This is a genomic window from Marinomonas rhizomae, from assembly GCF_003315485.1.
GTDB lineage: Bacteria > Pseudomonadota > Gammaproteobacteria > Pseudomonadales > Marinomonadaceae > Marinomonas > Marinomonas rhizomae.
Genome location: NZ_QNSE01000007.1, coordinates 262,324 through 268,664 on the forward strand (window position 1 = coordinate 262,324; position 6,341 = coordinate 268,664).

Below are 6,341 nucleotides of genomic sequence, written 5' to 3' on the forward strand. Positions count from 1 at the left end.
CTTACAGCACCTTAGACAAATAAGGATGAGCGTATTTACCAGGAACAGAAGTTGGTTTATTGCGAATTACAGCAACCGTTTCAATCGCGGCACGGTTGTCTTCTACCCCATACCCTTTGCCTTCCAGTACACGCTGATAACTTTGCGTATGTAGGTCAGTAAAGCCACCTGAGAACTCTAGCTCTTCACCTTCTATCGTAATGTTACGAAAAGTTGATTTTTCACCATGTACAGCATTTTCAGGTAAATGATTGGCATCAATAGACAGAAACCAACGTACGCGGGCGCGCTCATATTCCAAATACCCTGCTGTGGTTTTCTCATCACGATAATGCACTTCGTTTTTAACAATATCGCCAAAGATGAAGTGCAACATATCGTAGAAATGCACACCAATATTTGTTGCTACTCCACCGGACTTGTGATCAAAACCTTTCCAAGACTTCATGTACCATTTTCCACGCGAGGTCAGATAAGTGAGCTCCACATCAAATATTTTACCTGCGGGTGCATTAGCCACTTTTTCTTTGAGCGCTAAGATCGAAGGGTGCAAACGCAACTGCAAAATAGAGTTTACTTTTGCACCATATTTTTCTTCATACAGTTTGAGTGTATCTAAATCTTCTACATTTAGTACCAATGGTTTTTCACAGATCACATCAATGCCATTCTTTAGAGCATATTTCATATGAGGTAGATGTAGATAGTTAGGCGAGCATATCGCAACATAATCAATAGTTTCGCCTTTCAATTTTTGATCTTCAACAAATCCTTCGAACTCTTCAAATTCAGTAAAAAATTCCGCATTCGGAAAATGACTGTCCATGATACCGACAGAGTCGTTTACGTCCATTGCTGCAACTAGATCATTACCTGTGTCCTTAATCGCACGAAAGTGGCGAGGCGCGATATAGCCCGCTGCACCTATTAATACAAATTTTTTCATGCTAGTTACATCCATCTTTTAACAAATAACTAATAATTTCTTCAGCGCAATAACCATTACCGTAAAATGGCACTGAATAATCAATTTTTGCAGACTTTGATTTATCATAAGCAGCTAGTATCTTGTCTTTTTCTACTCCAACTAAATAGTTACTTCCGTGCTCAACTAACTCTGTCCACTCAGTTTCATCACGAGTAACTAAGCAGGATTTTTCAAAAAAATAAGCTTCTTTTTGAACACCACCACTATCTGAGACAACAAGACTACAATGCTTAAGTAAGTAGATCATTTCTAGATAACCAACAGGCTTTAATACTTTAAAATCAACAACAATACCATTTTTATCTAAAATAGATTTAGTACGTGGATGTAATGGTACGATCACAGGCTCTGTTTGATGAATTTCATTTAGCGCCTCAACTAAAGACCTCAATCTTGATAAGTCATTAGTGTTTTCAGCACGATGAATGGTACCTAAAATAAAATTACCAATCTCTATATCCGAAGGTAGCTCTCTAGGCCGTTGACTATGTCGCGAGTAGAATTTAGCGGCATCAAACATTACATCACCAACTACTGGCAAGTAATTAATATTATCAACATACCCTTCCTGTAAAAGATTACACTTAGCTGCTTGCGTTGGACAAAATAAAATTTTACTAACTTTATCTGTCAAAACTCTATTCTGTTCTTCCGGCATTCGCATATTAAAGCTGCGTAAGCCGGCTTCAACATGCGCAACTTTAATATGTAGCTTAGCGGCCGCTAGAGCCCCAGCTAAAGTAGAATTGGTATCACCGTAAACTAGCACCCAGTCTGGCTGCTCCTTTACTAATACTTCCTCTATCTTCTCTAGCATTCTTCCTGTCATAGCTCCATGGCTAAGCGAAGCGATTTCTAGCTGATAATGTGGTTTTGGAATACCCATCTGCTCAAAGAAGACATCACTCATATTCGCATCAAAATGCTGACCTGTATGAATTATTATTTCTTCAATCTGATCATACCTACGTATAGCACGGCTTATAACGGCTGCTTTTATAAACTGCGGCCTCGCACCTATAACAGTTACTATTTTCATAAAATTACAACCTAATATCCGATTCTGATATTTTTAATACATGTTTAACATCATAAAGTACGTGTTTTTCTTTCCCCAAACTACGAATCTTTTCTTCGCCCCAGTTTTTATAGTCAGAGTGATCTACAGCTAAAACAATAGCGTCGTAGTACCCTTCTTTAAGCTCACTTATCAGCTCAATACCGTATTCATGTTTGACTTCTTCAGAACTCGCCCATTGATCATACACGCCCACATGCATATTGAAGCTTTTTAATTCTTTTACCATATCCACTATTTTTGTATTGCGTACGTCCGGACAATCCCCTTTAAAAGTAAAGCCGAGCACCAAGACCTTAGCTTCATCAACATGTATTTTTTGCTTTGAAACAGCTTTAACGAGTTGTGTTGCCGTGTACTGCCCCATGCCATCATTAATACGTCGCCCAGCCAAGATGACCTCCGGCTGGTAACCCACTTCTTTAGCTTTGTGCGTCAGATAGTAAGGATCAACACTGATGCAATGCCCGCCCACTAAGCCTGGTTTGAACGGCAAGAAATTCCACTTAGTCCCGGCAGCATCAAGCACTTCCTGTGTGTCAATCTGTAAGATATTAAAGATTTTGGCGAACTCATTGATAATGGCAATATTCAAATCTCGTTGAGTATTTTCGATCACCTTTGCCGCTTCAGCGACCTTGATAGAACTCGCTGAATGAGTGCCAGCAGTGATAATCGAGCCATACAGATCGTCAACAAATTTTGCTATTCCAGGTGTAGAGCCAGAAGTGATTTTTTTGATTTTTGTAAGAGTATTTACCTTATCACCAGGGTTAATACGCTCAGGGCTATAACCTGCAAAAAAGTCCACATTAAATTTTAGGCCCGAGGCTTTTTCAATAATAGGGATGCACACTTCTTCGGTGGCACCTGGATAAACCGTAGACTCATAAATCACAACATCATTTGGTTTAATAACTGCAGCCAACATAGCCGAAGCTTTACGAAGTGGTGTTAAATCTGGCGCATTACTTTCATCAATAGGAGTAGGTACGGTTACGATATAAATATTGCAGTCATTTATATCTTCAATAGCCGAAGAAAACTTAAGAAAGCTTGCTTCTTTTAACTCTTCAGGAGTCACTTCCAATGTTGAGTCAACTCCAGTCAACAACTCGCTCACGCGCGCTTGATTAATATCAAAACCAACGACTTGCTGTTTTTTCCCAAACTCTACTGCGAGCGGTAAACCAACGTAACCTAAACCAATTACTGCAATTTTTTTCATTTTTCATCCAATAATTTAACTAAATTTTGTTATTGCTGCTTATTACATTTATCTCTACTCGCAGAGAATTTTCTGAGGCTTGGCATTATGCCGTGTCTATTTTACCTGTTATCGTCAGATCACGCCTCGTTCCTCGGCTAATCCTTCAACGCCGGATTACATCTTCGTTCCTCGATTCATCCGGCCTACGGGCGGGTTGTTCTTGCGCCTCGTGTTTTGGTTCATGCAGCCCACGAGACGAGTTATGTTTTTACTTCTTTGCGCAGTTGTTCTATTTCTTGTTCTAGGGCTTCGTGTTCTCTTAGTTTTCTTTGTAAAAATCGTTGCGTCAGGGTTACTTTTTCTTCTATGCCTTTTGGGGTAAGTAGGTATAAGTAACCGGTTTTGTTGGCGCTATTTTTAAAGTTGTCTGCTTTTATTGAGCCTTTTTCAATTAGGGCCTTTAGGCAAAAGTTGGCTTTGCCTAGGCTGATTCCCAGTCGTTTGGCAAGCTCACGCTGACTGATGTCTGGGTCTTGCTGTAATTCTTTTAAAATTTTGTAGCGATATTCGTCGGTTAACATGTTTGCACCTTGGCGATGCGTGTTAACAAGGGGAAATAGGCACGGAAAGAAGTGGTGTATTGTAGTGTGAGTAAGCTTTCCATGCGTTTGCCTCGTTTGATATTGATCGTTGTTTATTTGACCATGTTCATTTGGTGAACGATAATAATTCAACAAAAGCAATTATGCAAAGAATGTGTTTGAAAAGAGTTTGTAAAATGGAGGTTTTTTAAGCATTTTTGGGTATAAGGATATGTTGGTTATGATCATTCGCCAGATCACGCCTCGTGCCTCGGCTCATCTGGCCTACAAGTGAGTGGGGAAAGGAACAGTTAGGTTGATGCTGGTGAGGGTTGTGGTTTAATCTTGATTATTCTTTAAAACGATACATAAGGATTTGTATGTTAGATATTAAGCATCATGGTGCTGTGCAGGGTGTGACTGGGTCTTGTCATGAGTTGTTTGTTGATTCTGATCAATCTGTGTTGGTGGATATTGGGTTGTTTCAGGGGGCGGAGACGTCTGGGTCTGGGGCAGATTCAAACAGTTTAGAAATAGATTTTGATCTTTCTGCTGTGCAGGCTTTGGTTATTACTCATGTTCATATCGATCACGTTGGGCGTTTGCCGTATTTGTTGGCGGCTGGTTTTACTGGGCCGATTTATTGTTCTAAACCGAGTGCAGCGTTGTTGCCTTTGGTGATTGAAGATGCGTTAAAAGTTGGCGTGACGCGCAATGCCAGTATTATTAAGGCGTGTTTGGATCGTTTGGCATCGCAGTTGGTGCCGTTGGAATATAAAGAGTGGACGAGCATTCCGCTTGCAGGAAAAGGTTCTAGCGTTCAGTTACGTTTGTGTCGTGCGGGGCATATTTTGGGCTCGGCGTATGTGGTTTTTCGGGTGAAAAATTCCGAGGTAAAAACGCAAGGGAAACGCTATCACGATGTGGTGTTTTCTGGGGATTTAGGCGCGCCCTATTCACCTTTGCTATGTACACCGCAGTCACCTTATCGCGCCGATCAGCTTGTGTTAGAAAGTACTTATGGCGACAGAAACCATGAAAACCGCGCCACTCGGCGCAAGCATTTACAGCAAAGTTTAGAACATGCATTAAGTGATTCAGGTACGGTGTTAATTCCAGCGTTTAGCATCGGCCGCACTCAGGAGTTATTGTACGAGCTGGAGCATATTATTCATCAAAATAAACACAAAGCCGTGAGCCAAACGCGTTCTGGTGTTTCGTTAAATTGGGAAGATATTGACATTATTATCGATTCACCTTTGGCGAGTCGTTTTACTAAGGTGTATCTATCTTTAGCGAATTATTGGGATGATGAAGCAAAACGACGCGTGAGTTCGGGTCGCCATCCGTTAAGTTTTGAGCAAGTCACGACAATTGATGATCACGCCACTCATTTACAAACTGTTTCTTACCTACAACGCCAAACCCGCCCCGCCATTGTTATTGCTGCTTCTGGCATGTGTGCTGGCGGACGCATTGTGAATTATTTAAAAGCTTTGTTGGGCGGTGAGCGTAACGATGTGTTGTTTGTGGGCTATCAGGCGGCAGGCACACCAGGACGGGACATTCTGCGGTTTCATGATAAGCCAAATGGTTATGTGATGTTTGACGGGGAGCGTTATGTCATTAACGCCAAGGTACAACAAATCAGCGGCTACTCCGCCCATGCAGGGCAACGGGATTTATTGAATTTCATTAAATGTATGCGAGTAAAGCCCCAAAAAATACATTTGGTGCATGGAGATGATAACGCCAAACGGACATTGAAGGGATTGATTGAAATGGCCCATCCAGAGTGTGAGGTTGTGGTGCCGTAGAAAATTGTGGTTCATGCGAATTTGGTGTTTGGTAATGTGGTTAGTGATTTCATGACGTTTTGTAGGCCGGATGAGGGAGGCACGACCGTTATCCGGCGATGGGCCGCATGTTTTTCTGGGCGTGTTGTATGCTTGCTGGTGGTTTACAAATGCCGGATAACACCTCGTTCCTCGTCTCATCCGGCCTACGGCGATGGGCTGCATGTTTTTCTGGACGTGTTTATGGTTGCTGGTGGTTCACAAATGCCGGATAACGTCTCGTTCCTCGTCTCATCCGGCCTACGGGTTGGGCTGCATGTTTTTCTGGGCGTGTTTATGGTCGCTGGTGGTTTATAAATGCCGGATAACGCCTCGTTCCTCGTCTCATCCGGCCTACGGCGTTGGGCTGCATGTTTTTCTGGGTGTTTATGGGTTCTGGTGGCTCACAAATGCCGGATAACGTCTCGTTCCTCGTCTCATCCGGCCTACGGGTTGGGCTGCATGTTTTTCTGGGCGTGTTGTATGCTTGCTGGTGGTTTACAAATGCCGGATAACACCTCGTTCCTCGTCTCATCCGGCCTACGGCGATGGGCTGCATGTTTTTCTGGACGTGTTTATGGTTGCTGGTGGTTCACAAATGCCGGATAACGTCTCGTTCCTCGTCTCATCCGGCCTACGGGGTGGGCCG

General features: G+C 42.5%; 5 protein-coding genes. 1 reads left to right on the forward strand and 4 read right to left on the reverse strand.

Annotation, left to right across the window (positions count from 1 at the left end; genetic code table 11):
* Position 1: 1 nt before the first annotated feature.
* From DFP80_RS10885 to DFP80_RS10900, 4 genes are all read right to left on the reverse strand, one after another.
* Positions 2 to 946, reverse strand: coding sequence for a Gfo/Idh/MocA family protein (locus DFP80_RS10885; protein WP_113916824.1), 945 nt, complete (start codon positions 944 to 946; stop codon positions 2 to 4).
* 1 nt (position 947) lies between these two features.
* Entirely contained in the window at positions 948 to 2,027 is a 1,080-nt protein-coding gene (gene wecB, locus DFP80_RS10890; protein ID WP_113916825.1) for a non-hydrolyzing UDP-N-acetylglucosamine 2-epimerase, read from the reverse strand.
* A gap of 4 nt (positions 2,028 to 2,031) precedes the next feature.
* On the reverse strand, positions 2,032 to 3,294 hold the full coding sequence (gene tviB / locus DFP80_RS10895; RefSeq protein ID WP_113916826.1) for a Vi polysaccharide biosynthesis UDP-N-acetylglucosamine C-6 dehydrogenase TviB: 1,263 nt from the start codon (positions 3,292 to 3,294) through the stop codon (positions 2,032 to 2,034).
* Between the two features lie 242 nt (positions 3,295 to 3,536).
* Positions 3,537 to 3,857, reverse strand: coding sequence for a MarR family EPS-associated transcriptional regulator (locus DFP80_RS10900; protein ID WP_113916827.1), 321 nt, complete (start codon positions 3,855 to 3,857; stop codon positions 3,537 to 3,539).
* A gap of 380 nt (positions 3,858 to 4,237) precedes the next feature.
* Between DFP80_RS10900 and DFP80_RS10905 the strand changes: the two genes are divergently transcribed.
* Positions 4,238 to 5,674, forward strand: coding sequence for an MBL fold metallo-hydrolase RNA specificity domain-containing protein (locus tag DFP80_RS10905; RefSeq protein ID WP_113916828.1), 1,437 nt, complete (start codon positions 4,238 to 4,240; stop codon positions 5,672 to 5,674).
* Positions 5,675 to 6,341 lie beyond the last annotated feature (667 nt).

What these genes read in the sequence shown, in the direction of transcription:
- DFP80_RS10885 (WP_113916824.1), bottom strand. Translation starts at nt 946, where the DNA reads ATGAAAAAATTTGTATTAATAGGTGCAGCGGGCTATATCGCGCCTCGC.
- wecB (WP_113916825.1), bottom strand. Translation starts at nt 2,027, where the DNA reads ATGAAAATAGTAACTGTTATAGGTGCGAGGCCGCAGTTTATAAAAGCA.
- tviB (WP_113916826.1), bottom strand. Translation starts at nt 3,294, where the DNA reads ATGAAAAAAATTGCAGTAATTGGTTTAGGTTACGTTGGTTTACCGCTC.
- DFP80_RS10900 (WP_113916827.1), bottom strand. Translation starts at nt 3,857, where the DNA reads ATGTTAACCGACGAATATCGCTACAAAATTTTAAAAGAATTACAGCAA.
- DFP80_RS10905 (WP_113916828.1), top strand. Translation starts at nt 4,238, where the DNA reads ATGTTAGATATTAAGCATCATGGTGCTGTGCAGGGTGTGACTGGGTCT.